The sequence below is a fragment of the Blastopirellula sediminis genome, assembly GCF_020966755.1.
Taxonomy (GTDB): Bacteria; Planctomycetota; Planctomycetia; order Pirellulales; family Pirellulaceae; genus Blastopirellula; species Blastopirellula sediminis.
This window is the reverse complement of the sequence record NZ_JAJKFT010000010.1, coordinates 2,960,952-2,981,857: the sequence shown is the minus strand read 5'-3', so window position 1 is coordinate 2,981,857 and position 20,906 is coordinate 2,960,952. Positions and strand designations below refer to the sequence as shown.

The 20,906-nt window shown below is 59.0% G+C and carries 20 protein-coding genes; 14 read left to right on the top strand and 6 right to left on the bottom strand.

The annotated features are described in order from the left end of the window. The first annotated feature begins 21 nt into the window (after positions 1 to 21). A complete protein-coding gene (gene larE / locus LOC68_RS23820; protein ID WP_230223398.1) occupies positions 22 to 843 on the top strand; it encodes an ATP-dependent sacrificial sulfur transferase LarE in 822 nt (273 codons plus the stop codon). A gap of 57 nt (positions 844 to 900) precedes the next feature. On the opposite strand, the gene LOC68_RS23815 is transcribed toward larE, so the two are convergent. Continuing rightward, positions 901 to 1,782, bottom strand: a complete 882-nt coding sequence (locus LOC68_RS23815; RefSeq protein WP_230223396.1) for a sugar phosphate isomerase/epimerase family protein — start codon at positions 1,780 to 1,782, stop codon at positions 901 to 903. A gap of 159 nt (positions 1,783 to 1,941) precedes the next feature. Beyond that, complete coding sequence (locus LOC68_RS23810) at positions 1,942 to 3,084, bottom strand: DUF4912 domain-containing protein (protein WP_315859005.1); 1,143 nt, start codon at positions 3,082 to 3,084, stop codon at positions 1,942 to 1,944. A gap of 748 nt (positions 3,085 to 3,832) precedes the next feature. On the opposite strand from LOC68_RS23810, the gene LOC68_RS23805 reads away from it, so the two are divergent. The 13 genes from LOC68_RS23805 (at position 3,833) to LOC68_RS23745 (ending at position 15,591) form a co-directional block, all read left to right on the top strand. Further along, positions 3,833 to 4,072 (top strand): AtpZ/AtpI family protein, encoded by a 240-nt coding sequence (locus LOC68_RS23805; RefSeq protein WP_230223392.1) that lies wholly within the window; start codon positions 3,833 to 3,835, stop codon positions 4,070 to 4,072. 52 nt (positions 4,073 to 4,124) lie between these two features. After that, positions 4,125 to 4,577: a hypothetical protein gene (locus LOC68_RS23800; protein ID WP_230223390.1), complete on the top strand. Its 453-nt coding sequence runs from the start codon at positions 4,125 to 4,127 to the stop codon at positions 4,575 to 4,577. A 6-nt stretch (positions 4,578 to 4,583) separates the two neighbouring features. Beyond that, positions 4,584 to 5,774 carry a F0F1 ATP synthase subunit A gene (gene atpB / locus LOC68_RS23795; RefSeq protein ID WP_230223388.1) on the top strand — a complete coding sequence of 397 codons (1,191 nt, stop codon included), beginning with the start codon at positions 4,584 to 4,586 and terminating at the stop codon, positions 5,772 to 5,774. Between the two features lie 54 nt (positions 5,775 to 5,828). Further along, entirely contained in the window at positions 5,829 to 6,131 is a 303-nt protein-coding gene (gene atpE / locus LOC68_RS23790; protein WP_315858780.1) for an ATP synthase F0 subunit C, read from the top strand. 72 nt (positions 6,132 to 6,203) lie between these two features. Then, on the top strand, positions 6,204 to 6,968 hold the full coding sequence (locus LOC68_RS23785) for an ATP synthase F0 subunit B (RefSeq protein ID WP_230223386.1): 765 nt from the start codon (positions 6,204 to 6,206) through the stop codon (positions 6,966 to 6,968). Between the two features lie 17 nt (positions 6,969 to 6,985). Then, a complete protein-coding gene (atpH, locus tag LOC68_RS23780; protein ID WP_230223384.1) occupies positions 6,986 to 7,600 on the top strand; it encodes an ATP synthase F1 subunit delta in 615 nt (204 codons plus the stop codon). Positions 7,601 to 7,673: 73 nt separating this feature from the next. After that, complete coding sequence (gene atpA / locus LOC68_RS23775; RefSeq protein WP_230223382.1) at positions 7,674 to 9,200, top strand: F0F1 ATP synthase subunit alpha; 1,527 nt, start codon at positions 7,674 to 7,676, stop codon at positions 9,198 to 9,200. 53 nt (positions 9,201 to 9,253) lie between these two features. Next, entirely contained in the window at positions 9,254 to 10,135 is an 882-nt protein-coding gene (atpG, locus tag LOC68_RS23770; protein WP_230223380.1) for an ATP synthase F1 subunit gamma, read from the top strand. Between the two features lie 59 nt (positions 10,136 to 10,194). Next, positions 10,195 to 11,655, top strand: a complete 1,461-nt coding sequence (atpD, locus tag LOC68_RS23765) for a F0F1 ATP synthase subunit beta (protein ID WP_230223378.1) — start codon at positions 10,195 to 10,197, stop codon at positions 11,653 to 11,655. 3 nt (positions 11,656 to 11,658) lie between these two features. Then, entirely contained in the window at positions 11,659 to 12,051 is a 393-nt protein-coding gene (gene atpC, locus LOC68_RS23760) for an ATP synthase F1 subunit epsilon (protein WP_230223376.1), read from the top strand. A gap of 216 nt (positions 12,052 to 12,267) precedes the next feature. Continuing rightward, positions 12,268 to 12,804 carry an FHA domain-containing protein gene (locus LOC68_RS23755; RefSeq protein ID WP_230223374.1) on the top strand — a complete coding sequence of 179 codons (537 nt, stop codon included), beginning with the start codon at positions 12,268 to 12,270 and terminating at the stop codon, positions 12,802 to 12,804. Further along, positions 12,801 to 13,034 (top strand): hypothetical protein, encoded by a 234-nt coding sequence (locus tag LOC68_RS23750; RefSeq protein WP_230223372.1) that lies wholly within the window; start codon positions 12,801 to 12,803, stop codon positions 13,032 to 13,034. The genes LOC68_RS23755 and LOC68_RS23750 overlap by 4 nt, the downstream gene beginning before the upstream one ends. A gap of 22 nt (positions 13,035 to 13,056) precedes the next feature. Further along, positions 13,057 to 15,591 carry a YfhO family protein gene (locus tag LOC68_RS23745; protein WP_230223370.1) on the top strand — a complete coding sequence of 845 codons (2,535 nt, stop codon included), beginning with the start codon at positions 13,057 to 13,059 and terminating at the stop codon, positions 15,589 to 15,591. 133 nt (positions 15,592 to 15,724) lie between these two features. Here LOC68_RS23745 and LOC68_RS23740 read toward each other — a convergent pair whose 3' ends face one another. The 4 genes from LOC68_RS23740 to hisH form a co-directional block, all read right to left on the bottom strand. Further along, the gene (locus LOC68_RS23740; protein WP_230223368.1) at positions 15,725 to 16,702 is read right to left on the bottom strand and encodes a serine O-acetyltransferase; all 978 of its coding nucleotides are present in this window, start codon (positions 16,700 to 16,702) and stop codon (positions 15,725 to 15,727) included. Positions 16,703 to 17,048: 346 nt separating this feature from the next. Beyond that, positions 17,049 to 19,151, bottom strand: coding sequence for an elongation factor G (locus LOC68_RS23735; RefSeq protein ID WP_230223367.1), 2,103 nt, complete (start codon positions 19,149 to 19,151; stop codon positions 17,049 to 17,051). Positions 19,152 to 19,325: 174 nt separating this feature from the next. Then, complete coding sequence (gene hisA / locus LOC68_RS23730) at positions 19,326 to 20,051, bottom strand: 1-(5-phosphoribosyl)-5-[(5-phosphoribosylamino)methylideneamino]imidazole-4-carboxamide isomerase (protein ID WP_230223365.1); 726 nt, start codon at positions 20,049 to 20,051, stop codon at positions 19,326 to 19,328. Between the two features lie 154 nt (positions 20,052 to 20,205). Beyond that, the gene (hisH, locus tag LOC68_RS23725) at positions 20,206 to 20,823 is read right to left on the bottom strand and encodes an imidazole glycerol phosphate synthase subunit HisH (protein WP_230223363.1); all 618 of its coding nucleotides are present in this window, start codon (positions 20,821 to 20,823) and stop codon (positions 20,206 to 20,208) included. Positions 20,824 to 20,906 lie beyond the last annotated feature (83 nt).

Below are 20,906 nucleotides of genomic sequence, written 5' to 3'. Positions count from 1 at the left end.
AGAGGGTATAATTTCTGACTCATGAAACTCGCCGATCAACTCGTCCAAACGATCGCCACCTACCAGAGCTGCGCCGTCGCATTCTCGGGTGGCGTCGATAGTGCAGTTGTCGCTAAGGCTGCGTTTCTTGCCCTAGGGGAAAGTGCCGTCGCTATTACCGCACGCAGTCCAAGCGTTCCCCGCAACGAGATCGAAGAGGCGATACGGGTCGCGGCTGAGATCGGCATTCGCCATGAGATCGTCGACACGCAGGAAACGACGAACCCGCTCTACATCCAGAACGCCCCCGATCGCTGCTTCCACTGCAAGACCGAACTCTATTCGCAGATCGAGCTGCTGGTCAGCGCGATCGATGCGCCGCTGATCATCAACGGCGCCAACGTCGACGACCAGGGAGATCATCGTCCCGGCATGATCGCCGCCCAGAACCACCAGGTTCGTTCGCCGTTGATCGAATGCGGGCTGACCAAAGCGGACGTTCGCGCGCTTGCCCAACATTGGAACTTGTCGGTGCATGACAAACCGGCGTCCCCCTGCCTGGCGAGTCGCATCGCCTATGGCGAAGAAGCGACGCCAGAGCGGCTGGCGATGATTGAAGCGGCGGAGGACTTCCTGCGTGCGCGGGGCTTGCGCGAGTTTCGCGTCCGGTACCATCGCGGCGACATCGCGCGGATCGAAGTGACGCCGGAGCGAATCGCCGAACTGGCGACCGATCCGCTCCGCACCGAACTGGCGAGCAAGCTGCGAGAGCTAGGCTTTCGCGCGGTGACGCTCGACCTCGAAGGCTTTCGCTCGGGCAATCTAAACGGCTTCGTCGATCTTTCCGCCGTGCGACTCCAATAAAAAAACGGACGCCGCTGAGCGTCCGTTTTCCGTTTTATTCGCTACATCGCCGCTACGTTAGCTGGCGAAGATCTTGTTCATTCGATCGGCGATCCAGGTCAGGCGTTCCTTGTCGCCGCCAGCGATTTCGGCCGTGCCCCAACCGACGTAGCCGACCTTCTTCAGTTCGGCCATCACTTGCGGCCAATCAACGTCCCCTTCCATCAAAGGAGCGCCGAAGCCTTTGCCCGGCGGATTGGCGTAGTCCTTGATGTCGAGCTTTTTGATTCGCTTGCCGAGGATCGGGATCCATTCGTGCGGGGGCGAATAGCGGACGGTGTTGCCGACGTCGAAGTAGGCGCCAACCATTTCCGAATCGAGCTCGTCAATGAAGCGAGCCGTCTCTTTCGGATCGGTCAGGAAGTTGTTCCAGACGTTTTCCATCAGGATCTGGATATCCAGCTTTTCGGCCAGCGGCAACGCCTCGCGGATCGCGGCGATCGAGCGTTCCCAGCATTGATCGTAGGTGACGTCTCCCTTGACGACGCCGGGGACCAATAGCACGCTGGTGCCGCCGTAATCTTTCGAAGCCTGGATCGCGGTCTTCAGATCGGCGACCGCATTGGCGCGAACTTCCGGATTGGGATCCGACAACGTGACGTTCCAATGCTTCGAATCGACGACGCCGTGAACCGGCAGCCCGGTCGCGTCGATCGCCGCTTTCACCACATCGGCCGGCGGACCATCGGGCGAATTCAACTCGACCCCGTCAAAGCCGAGCTCTTTCAAGACGCGGAACTTATCTTCCAGCGAACCAGGAACGCCGACCATCCCGATCTTCACGGCCTTTTTAAAGCCGTTCGGCGTCGATTCGGCGGCCAGCGCCGGCATAGCGGATAGTCCCATCGCTCCAGCGGTCAGAGCCGCAGACTGTACGAGAAATTGACGGCGAGTTGACATCGGCAGGTTCCTAGGCGGGATAAAAAAACCGGTGAACTTCTTATTGAAGTTCACCGGCTGAAATGATTCCACTCGCTTGTTCACGTCCAGCGTGCGTTTCTTCGCGATACCACGGAAAGAACCGCACGTTTGGGGCTAACCGGCTCGTCGCCCCCCTGACTAGTCGCCAGAGTCGTGCGAAACCGGATCCATGATCTTGGTGTTTCGCTCGATCGCCAGGGCGACGGTCCGTTGTTCCAGGCCGTCATGGCTGCGAGCGACAATCGGGAAGATCTGCCGCTTATCCGGCAGGTTCATCTTCACCAAGAAGGCGCCATCTTCATGGACTTTGACCGGGTCGCCCGAGAGGGTGACGTAGGCGCCGGTGCGAGTACGACCGTAAACGATCATCTCGACATCGACGTCCAACTCAAACTCCGGACGTTGACGATGCAGACGTTCGGCCACTTTGCCGAGCTGGGCGCCGAGCGGTTCGCCGATCGGGCGGCTGAAACGTTCTTCCAGCAGCTCTTTCAGCTCGCGGCTGACGTTCTCGTCGTCGTTACCGCCGCTGAGAGCGTAAATGCGGTCGACGTTCTCCGCGACGTCGCTCCAGTTGGCGTCCACGTCGTCGCAAGCGCCCGGCTCCGGAGTGGTGACCAGGTTGCTGCGCGAGAGAGCATGGAACTTGCCCGACGCAGCGACGTAACCGATGATCGCTCGGAAGCTCTTCGGCGGATCGTTGACGTCGATGTACCAATTGCGAACGCCGCCATGGACGTCGATCTGACGAACGACCCGTTCGGCGGCGCCGCCGTCGACTTCCATCAGACGCAACACCGGCCGAGCGGTGTGCCAATGCTCGGCGAGAGCGGCCTTGGCTCGCTGAATCGACTTACGCGAGATTTCCCAGTAAGCGTGCAACCAATACGAATCGCGCACCATCAGCACGATGCGGTCTTGTCCCGCTTCGTGATCGGCGTGCGAGATATCCTTCAGTTGCTCTCGCCGCTGGTGCGCGTCTTGGATTTCGCGTACGACTTTCGGATTCGACTTCTCGACCGGCTTGGCGGAAGTCGCTTTCGAAGCAGCAGCCGAACGAGTGCGCTTGGCGGAAGCGACTTCGCTTTTGGCCTCTTTCGCGACAGCTGCGGCTTTGCGATTCCCCTGGGTTTTGTTGAGCTTCAAGATCGCTTTGACAAGCTCGTCTTTTCGCATCGAATGCCAGCCGCTCACTCCACGGCTTTTGGCCATCTGAGCAAGATCTTTCGCGGTGTACTCTTTTAAAGACGCTGCGGTAATCAACAGACTAGTCCTCCACACGTCGGCCAGACCAAGCGAGCGGCGCACAGAGCCGCATTGGTGTACGCTTGGTACGGTTGGTTCGTCCCGGTTGTTTCGTCCGTGAAAGAAATGTATTGAACCGCATTACCCCAATTCCGTTTGATTGGGCAACGTTCGGCGTCGGTTCAGTTCACGAAAAGGAGGGCAGCAACGACACTTGCGGGAATTTCGAGGGTCTCGAAATCGACCAAGGGTGCAGCTTTCCTAAGGGGAGCAACTTCTCTGTTCTTCCGTAGAGAGACTCGCTTACGCGTCTTGCAGGCAGGACCGCTGATAATGGCGTGGATCAGATCCGTTGATGGGACTCGGAGAAGTTCGTAGTGCAGACATACTGGCCAGCCTCTTGGCGGACGCCTAACGCTAGTCTTTCCGAGGTAACTTCCTACGCCCAGTCAGAGGTAGTAACAATAGTCATCTCCGTGTACTAGTCTATCGAAACGGAGGCCGCAACGCAATCAAAAACTCCCCCAGATGGCCGATAAAGGGGATCCTTCACAATTGCCGATGATTCTTGCGCACCCAGCTAGCAGCAAATTCCAGACCTGCCAGGAGAATTGCAACTCTTTTCACGGTAATCAATTACGGCGGGCCAAAAACTTCGTGAATTTTTGCACGATCTCGCCTTCGGCTCATTGACCACCTTTCGGCCTTCCTCTACATTGATTCGCAATTCTGCAATGATGTCTCACTTTTTCATTGACGCATGTAGTAGCGACAAGGAAACCCCGTGAGCGACCAACCGGCTGACGACCGACCGCCCATGGCGGTCGCCTATGAGTGGGTCGGACGGATCTTTGCAGTTTGCATTGAGATGATCGCCCCAGGGCTGGTCGGCCATTGGCTGGATAAGAAGTTCGGCATTCGCGGATTGGTCATTCTGGGGTTTGCATTAGGAATTACGCTCGCCATCTATCACCTGCTGCAGTACGCCAAAGCGGATCAGCAGCGCGATAAATCGGACGAGTAGCGGCGGTCAACGACCGTGCGCGGGAACCTTCTTCCTTACGCAGAACTTCACTGTGATCGCCGTGAACACGGAACCGTCGGATAATGGGCCGAAGTCGACCGGGCTGCTATCGCAGTTATGGCCCTCAGCGCTCGCACTGACAATCGCCGTCGCACTGCCGACGCCGCTGCTCGCCTGGTATGCGAATACGCAACATGGCGAGATCGGAATTCAAGCCGTGCTGCTGGCCGCGATGATCTGTTGGGGAAGCTCGCTCGCCGCGCTGACGTTGATCGTCACGTACCGGCGAACGCCCTTTGGACTGCACGCTGCAATGGCCGGAATTGGCCTGCGAACCGGCATTCCGTTGGCGATCGGCGCATTTTTAAAACAAGCCGAAGGCCCGCTTGCAGAAGGCGGCGTATTCGGGATGATTATGGTCTATTATCTGCTGACGCTCCTGGTCGAAACAATGTTGGCCGCTCGTCTTCTTCAACCCGCCGCGAACGTTTCGAAGGCTTCCTAGAAACCGATGTCTGATCCAATCCTGCACATCAAGGACAGCTTCTACTTCGAAGTCCCCGCGTGGCTAGCGCCTTCGCATCGCGAGTCGCTGCAGGACTTTCCGAACGTCTGGATTCGTCTCGATCCTGACTTTCAATTGTGGGAAGCGAAGATCGTGCACGCCAAGCTCGCCGAGTTGAGCAAAGGCGTACCGAGCGAGTCGGAATTCGTCCACGATTGGGAGCACTGGCAACACGAGCCGGGCAACCATGGCAAGCCGGTCCGCCGCTACTTGCAAGAGCTCGCCGAAGAAAAGACCGACGAAGACAAACCGGCTCATCCGTGGGCCGAAAGCTGGCCCGAAGCGCAACAACTGGTCAGCGTGCAGGAATACCGCGATACGGCCAAGCCGTGGTCGCCCAAGAAGATCGAAGCCTACAACGAGGTTCTCTCGGGCAAGATCATCATTCCGCAGCCGTTTGGCGAACTGCGTAATCTCTATCAAAAAGACTCGGGCTTCTGCATCTCGCGCTTCATGGTGCTGGAGATGTTCGTCGCCCTGATGATGGTGTTGGTCTTCACCTGGTATGCGTCCCGCTTGAAGAAGAGCGTCGTTCCGAAGGGTCGCGTGATTCACCTGCTCGACGCGTTCGTCTGCTACCTCCGCGATTCGGTGATTCGTCCTGGCATCGGACATGGGGCCGACAAGTTCGTCCCGATCCTGCTGACGATGTTCTTCTTCGTGCTAGGGTGCAACTTGCTGGGGATGATTCCTTGGCTCGGAGCTCCCACCGCTTCTTTCAGCGTGACTTTATCGCTGGCGTTCGCCACGTTGCTGATCGGCATGGGCGCCGGGGCGCTCAAGTTCGGTCCGATCGGCGTCTGGTTGAACCTGGTTCCGCACATGGATCTGCCGCTCGTCATCGGCATTCCGGTGAAACTGATGCTCTTCGTAATCGAAGTGCTTGGCTTGTTCATTAAACATGGCGTGCTCGGCGTTCGTCTTCTGGCGAACATGGTTGCGGGTCACGTCGTGTTGCTAGGTATCGTCGCGATGGGCGTCGAGATGTCGGGCTGGTCGCTCGTCATCGCCGGCCCGATCATCGTATTCGCGGCGGTCCTGTTTAGCTGCTTGGAACTGTTTGTCGCCTTCCTGCAGGCGTACATTTTCACATTTTTGTCTTCGTTGTTCATTGGCGCCTCGACGCACCATCACTAAGTCGAGCGTCTGCGAATACACCGTTGTTTACCCAAGGTTGAGGAGAACGAGTCCGTGTCCAAAATTGCTAAGCTTTGCTTGTACAGCTTCGCTGCCATCCTGTTCTGCGCCGTTCCGGCCATGGCCCAAGACGGCACTGCCGCTGCCGGCGGTAGCCTGATCGACATGACGAAGTACATGGGCGTTGGCCTGACCGTGATCGGCGCCGCTTATGGTATCGGCAAGCTGGCCAGCAGCGCCCTGGAAGGTATGGCCCGTCAGCCGGAAGTCGCCGGTAACATCCAAACCGCGATGATTATCGCCGCCGCGCTTATCGAAGGTTTCACCTTCTTCGCGCTCTTCATTTGCTGGGGCTAAGCTCCCGCGTTCGGTCGAGGCGAACCAGAATTCGCCTCAATGATTGGGCCTAAAAGATAGGTTTTACTAGCCATGCGCTCCCCCATCTCCAAACTGTTGCTCGTCGCCGTGTTGGCGGTCGTCAGCGCGTCGTACTGCGTCGCGCAAGAGGATAAGGAAAAAGAGCCTACTCCCATGGAAAACCCGATTGAGAAGGTCGAAGAGACCATCAACAAGGGGATCGAGAACATGGAAGAGGCCGGAGAGAAGGCGGAGCATGACGCCCATGCAGCGGCCGAACACCATGCGGATCATGGGGAGAATCCCAATGATCTGTCGCATAACGACGCCGCGCCCGGCATTCGCAACCCGGAAGAACTGACGCTCGATCTGGCGACGTTCAACTTCTTCATTTTCCTCGGGTTGGCCGCCTTGCTGACGATCTTCGCTTGGAAGCCGATCGTCGCCGCCCTCGACAGCCGCGAAGCGGCGATGGACGGCAAGTTGGCCGAGGCGCAGAAGATGTTCGCCGCCGCGGAAACGAAGCTGGCCGAGTACAACCAAAAGTTGGCCGACGCTCAGCAGGAAATCCAAAAGTCGCGCGAACAGATTTTGAAAGAAGCGGAAGAAAAGCGGCAGCAAATCCTGGCTGACGCCCAAGCGGCCGGCAACGCCGAACGCAAGCGGGCCCAGCAAGAGATCGAAGCCGCCAAATCCCAGGCCATCACCGACCTGACGCAGAAGAGCGTCAACCTGGCGATCGACCTGGCCGGCAAGATCACCCGGCAGCAACTGACGCCGGAAGATCACCAGAACTTGATTAACGACACGCTCGCGAACCTGCCGAGCCGCAACTAACCGGGATCGAACGCTCGATGGCCGAGACCAGCCAACATCCACGATTCGACCTGGGCAGCGAACGGGTCGGTACGATCTACGCGAAAGCGCTGTACGGCGCCGCAGAGGCGGCCGGCGTGCTTGACCAGGTCGTCGCTGAACTCGCTTCGCTCGTGCACGACGTGCTCGAGCATCCCAAGTTGGCCAATGCGGTCATTTCGCCGCGGATTTCGCACGACGAGCGATTGGTGATCCTCGACAAAGCGTTCGCGGGGCGGATGAACCCGACGCTGCTCACCTTCCTAAAGGTGCTGTCGAATCACAATCGGCTCTACTGCATTCGCGAGATCCAACGCGCCTTCCATCAGCTGGTGGGCGAGAAGCGGGGACGCATCGACGTGAAAGTGACGTCGGCGCATCCGCTGAGCGAACAATCGCTGGCCGCGGTCAGCGGTCGTTTGCGAGAAACGTTGGGCAAAGACGTCGAGGTCTTGACCTCGGTCAATCCGGCGCTGATCGGCGGACTGATCATTCGCGTCGGCGACACGGTCATCGACGGCAGCGTGGCCAATCAACTGGAAATCATTCGTCGTCAGACGCTGACAGCTGCAGAGCAGCAGGCGAAAGACGCGTTGGAGCGGTTTACGGCTTAGTCGACGTAACCGGCCCACACAAATACATACGCCAACGAAGAAATAGACGCCTTCGAATACAAACGGTAGTTCCATGAAATTTAATGCGGACGAGATCGCCTCGATCATCCAGCAAGAGATCCAACAGTACGAATCGCATATCGACATTCGCGAAGTCGGTACGGTGTTGGAAGTCGGCGACGGTATCGCACGGGTTTACGGCCTCTCGGGCATCATGGCCGGCGAAATGGTCGAATTCCCCGGCGGCATCAACGGCCTGGCGTTTAACCTGGAAGAAAACAGCGTCGGCGTGATCATCCTCGGCGACTACCTCTCGATTAAAGAGGGAGACGAGGTCAAGGCGCTCGGCAAGCTGTTGTCCGTCCCGGCCGGCGAAGCGGTTCTCGGCCGCGTCGTCGATCCGCTCGGCAACCCGCTCGACGGCATGGGCCCGATCCAAGCTTCCGAAAGCCGCCCGGTTGAGTTCCTCGCTCCCGGCGTGTCGGAACGTAAGCCGGTGCACGAACCGATGCAGACCGGCATCAAAGCGATCGACGCGATGACGCCGATCGGCCGCGGTCAACGCGAACTGGTGATCGGCGACCGTAAGACCGGTAAGACCGCCATCGCCATTGACGCGATCCTGAATCAAAAGACGACCGGCGTGAAGTGCTTCTACGTCGCGGTCGGCCAGAAAGACTCGTCGGTCGCTGCGGTCGTCGAAGTTCTGCGTCAGCATGGCGCCATGGAATACACCACGGTCATCGTCGCCGGCGCCAGCGCCCCTGCCCCGCTGCAGTACGTCGCGCCCTACTCCGGCACCGCGATGGCTGAGTACTTCATGTTCAACGGCCAGCACGCGTTGATCGTCTATGACGACTTGTCGAAGCAAGCCTCCGCTTACCGCGAACTGTCGCTGCTGATGCGACGTCCGCCGGGCCGCGAAGCTTACCCGGGCGACGTGTTCTACTGCCACAGCCGCTTGCTGGAACGTTCGTCGAAGCTGAGCGACGCCCTCGGCGCCGGTTCGCTTACCTCGCTGCCGATCATCGAAACGCTCGAAGGCGAAGTTTCGGCCTACATTCCGACCAACGTGATTTCGATTACCGACGGCCAGATCTATCTGCAACCTGACTTGTTCTTCGCCGGTCAGCGTCCGGCCATGAACGCCGGTATTTCGGTGTCGCGCGTCGGCGGTAACGCTCAGATCAAAGCGATGAAGAAGGTCGCCGGCGGTTTGCGTCTCGACTTGGCTTCGTTCCGCGAACTGGAAGCGTTCGCTCAACTCGGTACCGAACTCGACCCCGCGACCCAGGCTCGTCTCGACCGCGGTTACCGCATGGTCGAACTGCTGAAGCAGGGACAGTACGCTCCGATGAACGTGATCGACCAGGTCTTCAGCATTTACGCTGGTACCCGCGGTCACTTGGACGAAATTCCGCGCGTCGACGTGCTTCGCTGGGAACGCGAATACCTGGACTTCATCCACGCGAAGTATAGCGAACTGTGGAACCAACTCGCGGACGCGAAGGACCTGACTCCGGAAATCACGGAAGGGATTGAGAAATCGATCGCCGCCTTCCAAGCGACCTTCGTACCGACCAAGCAGGAAGAAATTTAAGCCGCCTGCCGTACCTGGAACCTTCACGAGCCTGCTGACGAAATAGAAGCGATATGGCTAACCCACGAGCACTCGATAAACGCCGAAAATCGGTCCGCAACATTCGCAAGATTACGCGGACGATGGAATTGATCGCCACTGCGCGATACAAGCAGGCGATGGATCGTGCCGCCGCGGCGACCGCCTATACCGATCGCATCACGCAGATCGTGAAAGACCTGACCGCTTCGAGCTTGGACTTCACGCATCCGCTGCTCGAACAGCACGAAAGCAAGTCGAACGCAACGCTGCTGGTTCTCACCTCCAATCGCGGTCTCTGCGGCGGTTACAACGGCGGTCTCTGCCGTGCGACCTTCCCGCACGTCACCGATCTGAAAGGTGAGTACGGCAACCTGCGTCTCGAAATCGCCGGCAAGAAGGGGATCGCTCTTTTCCGTTCGCAGCGTCGTCTGGAAGCGGATGAGACCTTCACCCATTTTGAAGACAAGCCGCGTTACGAAGAAGTCGAGCTGATCGCCAACCGATACTTGAAAGAGTACGTTTCCGGCAAGCTCGACCGTCTCGACGTCTCCTACACGAAGTTCGTCTCCAGCAGCAAGCAGATCCCCGTGATCGAAACGCTGCTGCCGCTTGGCTCGCTGGAAGGTTCCGGCGAAGAAGAGTCTACCGGCGAATCGATGTACGAATTCTTCCCGTCCGCCGAAAGCATTCTGGAAGAAGTCGTGCCGACCAGCTTCAAAGTGAAGTTGTTCAAGTGCTTCCTCGACGCCGCGGTCAGCGAACAAATCGCACGTATGGTGGCGATGAAGTCGGCGACCGAAAACGCGTCGGACTTGATCAAGCAACTCTCGCGAGAATACAACCGCGCCCGTCAGGGACGGATTACCAACGAAATCATGGAAATCATCGGCGGCGTCGAAGCGCTCAACAACTAAGTTGAAGCCCACTGACGTCGTGATAACTGCAACCGCAACTGAAAAGCAAAGACAGCGATATGGCGACTGCAATCGAACCGGGTCAAAATGTCGGCCGCGTTACCCAGGTGATCGGCTCTACGTTCGACGCTGAATTCCCCGAATCGAGCCTGCCGGCGATTTACAACGCCGTGAAGATCTCCAGCGAGCACAAAGGGGTCAGCTTGAACCTGACCGGCGAAGTGCAACAGCACCTCGGCGGCGGTCGCGTTCGTTGCGTCGCCCTCGGCAGCACCGAAGGGATGATGCGAGGTCAGCACTGCGTCGACCTCGGCAAGCCGGTTTCGGTTCCGGTCGGTAAAGCGACCCTCGGCCGCGTCTTCAACGTTCTCGGCGACACGATCGACGGCCGCGGCCCGATCCAAGCCGACGACTACCTGCCGATTCACCGCAGCGCCCCGCCGGTCTCCGAACTTTCGACCAACACCGAAGTGTTCGAAACCGGTATTAAGGTGATCGACCTGCTGACCCCGTTCGTCCGCGGCGGTAAAGCCGGTCTGTTCGGCGGCGCCGGTCTCGGTAAGACCGTTATTCTGACCGAGCTCATCGCTCGTATCGCGTCGGCTCACGGCGGTTACTCGGTGTTCGCGGGCGTCGGCGAACGTACCCGTGAAGGGACCGACCTCTGGCTCGAAATGCAAGAGACCGAAATCGGTCAGACCGGTCGTAAGGTTATCGAACAAACCTGCATGGTGTTCGGCCAGATGAACGAGCCGCCGGGCGCTCGTCTCCGCGTCGCGCTGTCGGCCCTGACGATGGCCGAATACTTCCGCGACGCGACCGGCGCCGATACCCTGCTCTTCATCGACAATATCTTCCGCTTCTCGCAAGCGGGTTCCGAAGTGTCGGCCCTTCTGGGTCGTATGCCTTCGGCGGTGGGTTACCAGCCGACGCTGGCGACCGAAATGGGCGGTCTGCAAGAACGTATCGCGTCGACCAAGTCGGGCGCTATTACCTCGGTGCAAGCCGTTTACGTTCCGGCGGACGACCCGACTGACCCGGCTCCGGCCACGGCGTTCGGTCAGCTCGACGCGTTCATTTACCTCGAACGTTCGATTTCGGAAAAGGGTATTTACCCGGCGGTCGATCCGCTCGCTTCGTCCAGCCGTATTCTCGACCCGCAGTACGTCGGGGCTCGCCACTATGCGATCGCTCGCCGCGTTCAAACCACGCTGCAGCGTTACCGCGAACTGCAAGACATCATCGCGATTCTCGGCGTCGACGAATTGAGCGAAGCGGACAAGTTGATCGTCCACCGCGCTCGCCGCATCGAACGCTTCCTGTCGCAGCCGTTCCTCGTGGCGGAAGTCTTCACCGGCAAGGCGGGCGAAATCACCCCGCTGGCCGATACGATCCGCAGCTTTGAAGAAATCTGCGACGGCAAGTGGGACCACCTGCCGGAAGCGGCCTTCATGTACGTCGGTCCGATCGAGCAAGCCGAAGAACAGGCCAAAGAAATGGCCAAGAAGGGAAAGAAGTAACCGATGGCGCAGCTCAAATGCATCGTCGTCACGCCCGAAGAAACGGCCCTCGAAACGACGGCCGACTTCGTCGCGTTGCCGCTGTTCGACGGCGAAATCGGGATTGCGCCTTCGCATAGCCCGATGATCGGCCGTCTCGGCTTTGGCGAAATGCGGATCAAGAGCGGCGGTACGACCACCACGTACTACATCGACGGCGGATTCGTCCAGGTCGCCAATAACGAGGTCAACGTGTTGACCAGCAAGGCGATGCCGGCCGACGAACTCTCCCGCGAAGCTGCTGAGAAGCAACTTACGGAAGCGATGAAGCAACCGGCGACCACCGATGAGCTGACGGCGATTCGTGATCGCATGGTCGAACAGGCCCGCGCCCAGATTCGCATGTCGAAAAACTAGCCTCCGCCGCTAGCATCTTGCCCCGCAAACTCTCTCTAGATTAGCCAACCGGAAGCGTGAAGATGCGCCGGTTGGTAAGATTCGCATCTGCGCGAATTCTCGGTAATTTGCGGCCCAGTCGCCGTCCGATCAAGTTCATAAGTAGCCAGCTAATCACCGCCCCGTTTGGTGGTTGTCCGCTGGCTAGCAAAGATGAGCTGGATGATCGGACGAACCATGACTGCCAAACACGAACTGCATGCCGCCGAGTCGCTGCAAGGCGCCCATCGTCGCCCCACGCGTCTTTCGGCCGAGCTTTTGATTCGTCGCGGCCGCGCAGAAAAGCCGAGCCGCCCCATCAACGCACCGCTCTTCCTGATTGGATCGGACGCCGATTGCGACCTGGTGCTGGGCGATCCCCAGTTTCCTGGATCGTACGCCTACATCTTCCACCGCGGTTCGCAATTGACGTTCCGTTGGCTGGGGGAAGGCCCGGAACTGACCGTCAACGGCGAAGCGTTTTCGGACGGCAAGTTGGTCAACGGCGACCGCATTCGCTGCGGCCCTTATGAATTCCAACTCGCCGTCACCAGCGGCGGCGGCGCGAAAGACAAAAAACGTTCGCTGCAGCAAATCATCGGCCACGCGCAAGCGACCGAAGAGACCGCTCGCGAAGCGGTCGAAAACCTGATTAGCCAAGTGAAGCGGAACCTTTTTGGCGATCATGACGTAGAAGAAGCAATTCCGTCCAACTGGAGACGCGCTACCGCATGAAACCTCGTATTACTGGAGAGCGACCGTTCGTTTCGTCCGTCGCCGCCGAGCGAAAGTTCGCCGGCTGGATCGACGTCGATCGACCATTCGCCTCGCCAGGTGTTCGCAACACTGACTTTCGCGGCGGAGTCAACTCGAAGTCGACGCCGGCCAACGTCGTCATTTCGGCGCGAGTCGACCTGCTCCGCAATCAACTGCGGGAAGAATACGCCCGACTTCTTGTCGTCTAAGCCAACGTGCTAAACTAGCGGCATGTCCAATCGAGCTCGCCGCTTCCGTCACGCCGTCTTGCCGCTGATCCCGCTGACGGCGCTGCTCGTATTGTTCTTCGCTCCGGCCGTCGCCAACAATCAAAGCTTCCTCTTTCGCGACGCCGCTCACTTCTACTATCCTCTCTTCGCCCATATCCAATCGGTCTGGGGCGAAGGTCGCATTCCCCTGTGGAATCCGTACGACGGCGTGGGAATGCCGCTGTTGGCCGAGCCGTCGTCGAGCGTCTTCTATCCGGGCAAACTGATTTTCGCCCTGCCGATCTCGTTTCCCGCCGCTTTTCGCTGGTACGTCATCCTTCACTTTGCGCTGGCTTACCTCACTTCGTACAACGCGGCGCGGCGTCTGAACGTTTCCCACGCGGGCTCGATCCTCGCCGCGATCAGCTACAGCTTCGGCGGCTATGTCGTCGCGACGCATGCCAATGTGATCTTTCTGGTTGGCGCCGCTTGGGCGCCGCTCGCCTTGCTCGCGGTAGTGCGACTTGCTGGTGAGCAGCCGAAAAAGACCGCCGCGCCGCTGTTCGCACTAAGCCTGGCGATGATGATCCTGGGAGGAGATCCCCAAGCCGCATTTCATCTGACGCTCGTCGCCGGCGGCTATTTTCTATGCACGCATTGGCGACTCCTCCGCACTCCCCTCCTCTTCGCCAAGCGGAGCATCCCGCTTGCCGCGGCCATCTTGCTCGCCGCTGGACTATCCGCGGTGCAGGTCTTACCGACCGTCGAGTGGGCCGCTCGCAGTCGTCGCGCACTCGTCGATCAGCCCCGTACCGTTTATAGCTATGCCCGACATGCACTTGCCGGCGATGACGTCACCGCCGAGGTCCTACTCGGCAAGGTCGAACAAGGCACGCAAGAGCGTGAGTCGTATCAGTTCAGCTTCGGGCCGTGGCGTTGGCCCGAACTTGTCTGGGCCAATTTCAGCGGCAAGATGTATCCCGAGAATCATCGCTGGGCCAATGCGATTCCGGCCGAAGGGCGCGTCTGGGCGCCGTCGCTCTACGTCGGCGGAACGTCACTGGCGCTCGCGTTGATCGGTGCTTGGGGTTGGCGAAGTCAGCCGCTCGGCAAGTTGCTAATCGCGCTCGTAGCAATCGGCGTGCTCGGTTCGCTCGGCTGGTACGGGCTCGGCTGGCTGCTGATCGAACTTGGGCACGACTTGCAACTTTGGAGCAAAGAGAGCCTGGGAGTCGGCGAGCCATTCGGCGGGCTCTATTGGCTGTTGAATACGCTGGTTCCTGGCTACGCGTCGTTCCGCTATCCCGCGAAGTTGTGGCTACTCGCAGCGCTCGCCGGCAGTTTGCTGACAGGCTTTGGTTTTGACGCCGAACGAGAACGTGCGTTTCGTGGGCTCACTTTATTGATGTTGGGGCTGGCGGCAGTTTCCTGCGTTGCGTTAATCGGCGTGACGCTGCAGCAAAGCAAGATCGTCGCCGCGGCCGCCCAAGTTCCCGCCGATTTACTCCTCGGGCCGATTAATGGAAAAGCTGGGGTCGTCGATATGCAGCTGAGCATGCTGCAAGCGATCATCGTCGCCGTTTGCGTCGTCGTCATCCTCTTCCTGGCGAAGAAGAGACCGCCGATCGTCGCGTCGCTGCTCGTTGCCGTGGTCATGGTCGATCTTTATGCAGGTCTTTCCTGGACCATAGCGACCGCGCCAGATGCGATGTGGGAGTCATGTCTCTACTCCGACGACTATCAAATGGCCAACCGTTGGTATCGCCATCTATCAGCCACCGACTATCCGCCGGAGTTCGCCGCGAAGAGTTCGCCCGATCGGCAGATCGACGGCTTGCGATTCGACCGCATGACCCTTTTCCCGCGGTATCACCTGCTGGAAAAGGTCGGCTCGATCGTCCCTTCCAACTCGCTCGCGCCAGCCGACTACACGCTGCTGGTGGAAGCGATGCAGAAAGATTTGCAGCCGAACGACATGGCCGAACGACTGTCCGCCGCCGGCGTGATCCGCTTTGATCGCACGACGCCGGACGGTCAGGTTCTGCTCGACGGTCCTCTTACCAAGACAATTCCAATGGCCTGGATCGCCGACGGCCATCGGCAGTTTCCCATCGACGATCCACGCTCACGCAACAGTTGGCGAGAAGCGGCCGAAGCGTTCGTGCATCAACACGGGCGTTTGGCGATGTTGCATGGGGAAGAAGCGTCTCCACTCCTTAATGGCCCGGCGCAGGAAAACATCATCGACCAGGTCGATTACGATCGCGTGCAAGATGACGTGATCGAGATTGCCGTCTCCCTCTCGCAACCGTCGTATGTGATTGTGCAGGAATACTACGACGCCGGTTGGCGGGCGGAAATTGAACTGGAAGATGGAGAGAAGATCACTTCGCCGACGGAGAGAGCCAACGTCGTCTTCCAAGCGATCGCGCTGCCGGCGGGACGACATCATGTGACGCTGCGATACGTGCCGGCGTCGTTTTATCGGGGTGCGGCGATTTCGCTCGTTTGCGTTTTGGGGCTGCTTGTCTGGACGGTCTTTGCATTCCGACCGTAGGGTCCGCTGTGCGGACCGAGGGAAGCGTTAAGAGGTTTGGCCGATTGGGGAATGGTGGCGCTGCGACATTTGAAATCTGCTTGCGGCCGCATTTCCCTCGCTTGCGCTTCGGGCTACTATTCGGAAGCACGCTCTAGATCTGGAAGTTCACTTCTTCCGTCAGTTCTTCGGCCGGGGCTTCGCTGCGGAGGCGAAGGCGCGGCTTTTCTAGCAGGACCGTCGTGTGCGGTTCGACGCTGCGGGTAAGCCAAACGCTCGACGCGATCACCGAGTTGTGACCAACCACGGTGCGGCCGCCCAAGACAGTCGCATTGGCGTAGATGACGACGTGATCTTCGATCGTTGGATGACGCTTCATGCCGCGGACCAGGTTGCCGTCGGAGTCGGTGTCGAACGACAACGCGCCGAGGGTCACGCCTTGGTACAGTTTGACGTGCTCGCCGATCTCGCACGTCTGGCCGATCACGACGCCGGTGCCGTGGTCGATGAAGAAGTAGTTGCCGATCGTGGCGCCGGGGTGAATGTCGATGCCGGTTTGCTTGTGCGCCCACTCGGTCATCATGCGGGGGATGAACGGCACGCCGAGGACGTACAGTTCGTGCGCGATTCGATAAACGGTAATCGCTTCCAGACCGGGATAGCAGAAGATCACTTCGTCCAAGCTGCGGCAGGCCGGGTCGCCGTCGTAGGCGGCTTGGACGTCGGTCGCCAGTTGATCGCGCAGCTTCGGCAGACGATTGAGCAGCTCAATCGCCATCGCCTGACCTTTCGCTTCGTAGTCGATCGCGTCGGCCGGTTCGCATTCGCCCCGTTCGCGCTTCAGGCGTTCGTCATGCTGCAACGCTCGCGCGATTTGCGTCGTCAGCTTGTCATGCAGTCCATCGATAAGGTCGCCGACATGGTACGTGATGTTGCCCATGTGCAGGCCTTCGCGGCGGCGATAGCCTGGGTAGATGATTTCTTTCAGATCTTCGAGTGTCGAAACGACGATGTCGTAATTCGGCAGCGGGCAATGACCGAGATAGTTGATTCCACCAAACTGCTTGTAGGTGGCGACAATCCGGTCAGTCAGCGAAGGAAGATCTTCTTTGAGTTTTGCGTCAGAGGCCATGGCTGCGGTTTCCTGCGTCGGCGAGCGTGCGTTGTGGGCGAGACGATGGCGACCGAGAACGTCTCGATCGACGGGGCGTTTTGCGCTAACAACAACAGCGACAACAGAAACGGTGCAAAGCGGGGCACATGATGACGTACCAATCTAGGTAAAACGGGGCAAATTTACCGCCCGGGCGAGACTGTATCTTACGCTTCGCCCCCCTGGAAGACAAAGGGGCGCAGTTTTCTTCGTCTTTCTCCCAAAGCGAAGTTTAACCCGATTTGTAACGTCCAGTCGCCGGCGAATGCATTGCCTGCAACATTTCGGCCGGCGACTGTTTTGGATGACGCGTCAGAACGATCGGTTACGAATCGTCCTCCTCGACTTGGCCCGACTGACGCAGAACCATGTCTTGCACGTTCGGCGGAGCGGCGTCGTAGTGACTAAACCGCATCGAGTACGATCCTTGCCCGCCGGTCATGCTCGAAAGCGTTCTGGCGTAAGTCATTACCTCGGCAAGCGGCGCCGTGGCGCTGACCGTCTGGTAGCCTGGACTGGCGCTCTGTGCCCCCAGCACCTGACCGCGGCGTGTCGAGAGATCGCTGTAAACGTCCCCCATTTTCGCTTCCGGAACGGTGATCTCCAGTTCGGCCATCGGTTCCAGCAGCACCGGATTCGCCTTCTTGAAGACGTCTCGCAGCACCTTCGAGCCGGCGATCTTGAACGCCGTTTCCGAGCTGTCGACTGGATGGAACTTGCCAAAGAAGACTTCGACGCACAGATTCTGGATCTGGCAGCCGGTCAACACCCCCTGGTTCAACCGTTCCAGGAAGCCCTTTTCGATCGCCGGCATGAAGTTACCCGGGATCGCGCCGCCGACCACCGAGTCGATCCACAGGAAGTTGAATTCCGGCAGGTAGTGCCGATTCTTCATGTGGGGGAAGCGACTCTTGTTGGCGAACTTTTCAACGTCGGTTCCACGCGGCAAGGGGCAGACCCGAATATGAACTTCGGCGAACTGTCCGCGACCGCCGGTCTGCTTCTTGTGCCGGAACGAACCTTCCGCTTCGCTTTGAATCGTTTCGCGATACGGAATCTTCGGCTCGTGCGTTTCGATCTCGACGTGATCGCGTCGCAAGAGACGTTCCTGCAACAAGCAGAGATGCAAGTCGCTCATTCCCCGTAGCACCACTTCGTGCGTTTGCGGATCATGGTCGACTCGGACCGTTGGATCTTCTTCAACCAACTTGTGCAGCGCCGCGTTGAGCTTCGCTTCGTCGTTGCGGCTCTTCGGACGGATCGCCACGCCGACCATCGGTTCGGGGAAGTCGATCTCGGGAAGTTTCAGATCCCCTTCGTTGACGCCGGTATGCAGATCTTCGATCTTGGCGACCGCGACGATATCGCCGGGATGGGCTTCGTCGACGGGGCGAAGTTCGGAGCCCTGCACTTCCATCAGCTGACCAATCTTCACCCCTTTGCGACTGCCGTTGTTGAGGTGAATCAATTCGTCTTTGTGGAGCGTGCCGTTGTAGACGCGGATGTACGACAACTTCTGCACGAAGGGATCGATCCGCGTTTTGAATACCTGGGCGGCCAACGGACCATCGGGATCGCCGTTCAATTCAACCGGCTCGCCGTCAGGACCAAGAGCGCTGCGATGCATCATCGACGGCGGCACTGCACAGACCGCGAGTGCATCGAGCAGTTCGGTGAAACCGACGCCCGACTTGATCGAGCAACTGACGACCGGAACCAATGCTCCGGCGGCGACGGCATGCGGAATCAAATCGGCCAATTCGGCGCGACTGGGGACTTCGCCCTCAAAGTAACGTTCCATCCACGCTTCGTCCGCTTCGATTGCGGCTTCGATCAGCGGCTGGCGGAATCTGGTCGGATCGACCAAAGCGCCGCTGGCGTCGGCCCCGTCGTCCATCACGCCGACCACCCGGTCAAAGTGACCCCCTTTGGCGCATGGCACATTGAAGGGGATGCAGTGGGAACCGAACGTCTCGCGAATCGAGTCGAGCAGGGACGGATAGTCGACGTTTTCGATGTCCATCTTGTTAACGACGATGATTCGTCCGAGCCCGGCATGTTCCGCTTCTATATAGACGCGGCGCGTGTTGACGGCGATTCCGCTATGGGCGTCGATGACGATGACGGCGGTATCGGCGCCGCGCATGGCCGAAATGGTTTGGCCAATGAAGTCGGGGTATCCGGGAGCGTCGATGCAATTGAATCGGACGCCGCGGTGACGGAAGTGAGCGAGCGCCGCATCGACCGAATAGTGATGCAGCTTTTCTTCCGGCTCGAAGTCGGTAACGCTGGTGCCGTCGTCCACGCTGTGACGGCCTTCGACTTCGTGAGTCGTTTCAAGAATGCGGTCAATCAGGCTCGTTTTGCCAGAAGAGCCGTGACCGCACAACACAATATCGCGGACGCTTGCCTCAAGACGGGTAGACATAACCAAGACTCCTTAAAACGGGGATGGAGGACTTGGCGAGTCGCCGATCGCCGGTGCGGTCTTAAACTCGCCACGGTCGGCCTGGGAATGCTGCGTCGGATTGAGTGCGGCGGTTAAACGCTCCTTTGATTACGTCGCGTGTTCGCTAATGGGGATGACGTAACGTTCCACGGGCTATAAAAGTGCCGCTCGCGCCGCTTCAACAGCGGCTGAGACGGTCATTTTTCCTTCGTACAAAGTTCGTCCGACAATCGCTCCGTCCAAGCCGGCTGCCGCCAGTTGGGCGACGTCTTCGACGGTGGTCACGCCGCCGGAAGCGACGACCGGAAAGCGAATCGACGCTTTCATTTCCGCCATCGCCGGGACGTTCGGACCGGACATCATGCCGTCGGTCGCAATGTCGGTATATATAACTGCCGCAATCGGCAGGTGTTCGTATTTTTGGGCCAGCGTGATCGCCGAGACATTGCTCGTTTCGAGCCAACCGTCGGTCGCCGCCAAGCCGTCGCGTGCGTCGATCCCCAGCGCCAACTTGCCGGGATAACGCATGCACATTTCTTCAAACCAATCAGGCTCACGCACCGCTTTACTGCCGATCACCAGACGAGCCATACCGAGATCGAGCAACGTTTTGATCGTTTCCTCGTCGCGGATGCCGCCGCCCAATTCGCAGGGGATGTTTACCGCCGCGAGAATCGCCGCGATCGCATTGCGGTTGCTGACTTGACCATCCTTGGCGCCGTCAAGATCGACCAGATGCAGACATTCGGCGCCTTGCTCGACCCAGCGCTTCGCCATATCGGCCGGGTCATCGCCGAAAACAGTTTCTCGGTTGTAATCGCCTTGTTGAAGGCGAACGCATTTACCGCCTCGAAGATCAATGGCGGGCCAAATCTGCATGACGTCAGAGCTTTCTGCTGCGAGCTGCTTGCAAAGAACAAAGCGAATCCGTGAGGGTTCCGCTACATCAAATATCCCACATAAAGCCTCCAGCGACAAGTATTTGCCACTTGCCGCAAAGACTTTGACAACGCTAAAGAAGCGCGAATTCGGCCTAAACCGACGGATTCCACTCGGCGAAGTTCTTCAGGACATGCAAACCGCTGGCCTGGCTTTTTTCGGGGTGGAACTGTGTCGCGATCAGATTGTCGCGCCAGATCGCGGCACAAAACGGCTTGTGGTAGGTCGCTTCGACAGCGACGACCGCCTCGTCATCTGGAACGACGTAATAAGAGTGGACGAAGTAGAAGTGGGTCTGCGGCTCGATCCCTTCGAAGATCGGCGGCTTGTGGCGGAAGGTTACCTGGTTCCAACCCATGTGGGGGACCTTCAGCTCCGGCGGAACTTCAAACCGAACGACCTTGCCAGGCACAATTCCCAGCCCTTCGTGCTCGCCCCCTTCGTAGCCGACGTCGAACAGCAACTGCAAGCCAAGGCAGATCCCCAGCAGCGGCTTGCCGGCGGCGATGTGATCTTTGATCGGACCGACCATATCGCGATGACGGAGCTCGGCGATCGCGTCTTCAAACGCGCCGACGCCCGGCAGGATCAAGTGATCGGCTTGGGCGATTTCCTTCGGGTCGCTGCTGATGACCGCGTGGTGCCCTACCTTCTCGATCGCCTTTTGCACGCTGCGAAGGTTGCCCATCTGGTAGTCGATAATTGTGATCATCGCGGCTCGCTTTGGATCTGGCACGGTCGAACTTGCTCCGCCCAACGGACGCACTACAGCGCAAAAAGTTCAGCGGCGGAGCG

Excerpts from the sequence above, each read along its gene's own strand:
- LOC68_RS23815 (WP_230223396.1), bottom strand. The coding sequence starts at position 1,782 with ATGTCAACTCGCCGTCAATTTCTCGTACAGTCTGCGGCTCTGACCGCT.
- hisA (WP_230223365.1), bottom strand. The coding sequence starts at position 20,051 with ATGCAGATTTGGCCCGCCATTGATCTTCGAGGCGGTAAATGCGTTCGC.
- larE (WP_230223398.1), top strand. The coding sequence starts at position 22 with ATGAAACTCGCCGATCAACTCGTCCAAACGATCGCCACCTACCAGAGC.
- atpH (WP_230223384.1), top strand. The coding sequence starts at position 6,986 with ATGGCCGAGACCAGCCAACATCCACGATTCGACCTGGGCAGCGAACGG.
- atpB (WP_230223388.1), top strand. The coding sequence starts at position 4,584 with ATGTCTGATCCAATCCTGCACATCAAGGACAGCTTCTACTTCGAAGTC.
- LOC68_RS23735 (WP_230223367.1), bottom strand. The coding sequence starts at position 19,151 with ATGTCTACCCGTCTTGAGGCAAGCGTCCGCGATATTGTGTTGTGCGGT.
- LOC68_RS23755 (WP_230223374.1), top strand. The coding sequence starts at position 12,268 with ATGACTGCCAAACACGAACTGCATGCCGCCGAGTCGCTGCAAGGCGCC.
- hisH (WP_230223363.1), bottom strand. The coding sequence starts at position 20,823 with ATGATCACAATTATCGACTACCAGATGGGCAACCTTCGCAGCGTGCAA.
- atpD (WP_230223378.1), top strand. The coding sequence starts at position 10,195 with ATGGCGACTGCAATCGAACCGGGTCAAAATGTCGGCCGCGTTACCCAG.
- LOC68_RS23750 (WP_230223372.1), top strand. The coding sequence starts at position 12,801 with ATGAAACCTCGTATTACTGGAGAGCGACCGTTCGTTTCGTCCGTCGCC.
- LOC68_RS23785 (WP_230223386.1), top strand. The coding sequence starts at position 6,204 with ATGCGCTCCCCCATCTCCAAACTGTTGCTCGTCGCCGTGTTGGCGGTC.
- atpA (WP_230223382.1), top strand. The coding sequence starts at position 7,674 with ATGAAATTTAATGCGGACGAGATCGCCTCGATCATCCAGCAAGAGATC.
- LOC68_RS23740 (WP_230223368.1), bottom strand. The coding sequence starts at position 16,702 with ATGGCCTCTGACGCAAAACTCAAAGAAGATCTTCCTTCGCTGACTGAC.
- atpC (WP_230223376.1), top strand. The coding sequence starts at position 11,659 with ATGGCGCAGCTCAAATGCATCGTCGTCACGCCCGAAGAAACGGCCCTC.
- atpG (WP_230223380.1), top strand. The coding sequence starts at position 9,254 with ATGGCTAACCCACGAGCACTCGATAAACGCCGAAAATCGGTCCGCAAC.
- LOC68_RS23745 (WP_230223370.1), top strand. The coding sequence starts at position 13,057 with ATGTCCAATCGAGCTCGCCGCTTCCGTCACGCCGTCTTGCCGCTGATC.